Origin of the sequence: Saccharothrix sp. ST-888, assembly GCF_000955975.1 — a bacterium.
Lineage (GTDB): Bacteria > Actinomycetota > Actinomycetes > Streptomycetales > Streptomycetaceae > Kitasatospora.
In genome coordinates, this window is sequence record NZ_JYJF01000523.1 from 1 (window position 1) to 367 (window position 367).

Genomic DNA, 367 nt, shown 5'->3' on the forward strand with positions numbered 1-367 from the left:
CGCTCGTGGTCAGGCACGACTCCCTGACCGAACTCCCGCCGCAGACCAGCCGATCCGCGCCGTGCGAGGGCGCGGCCCAGGCGTCCTGGCCGAGGCTGAAGGCGGTGTTCAGCAGCAGTCCGATCCGTCCAAGGACCGCCGAGCTGTGCAGTCGGCGCCGCTCGCCGCCGCAGGCGGGCCGGGCGGCCAGGAACACGGCCGCCGTCGCGACGGCCACCAGGCTCAGCGGCAACGGCCGCCCGGTGATCACGACTTGGCCGAGCGCGGACAGCGTAACGGCGAGCGCGGGGAACACCGCTGCCCGCAGAGCCCTGGTCGCCTGGCTGTCAGTCATGGTGCTCGGAGTATGACATGGCCCCGTCGCCGC

The 367-nt window shown here is 73.6% G+C and carries 1 protein-coding gene; it reads right to left on the bottom strand.

Annotated elements, in window-relative coordinates:
* Positions 1–334 (bottom strand): hypothetical protein (locus tag UK12_RS33670; protein ID WP_197085401.1); only part of this gene is annotated, 334 nt, incomplete at its 3' end.
* Positions 335–367 lie beyond the last annotated feature (33 nt).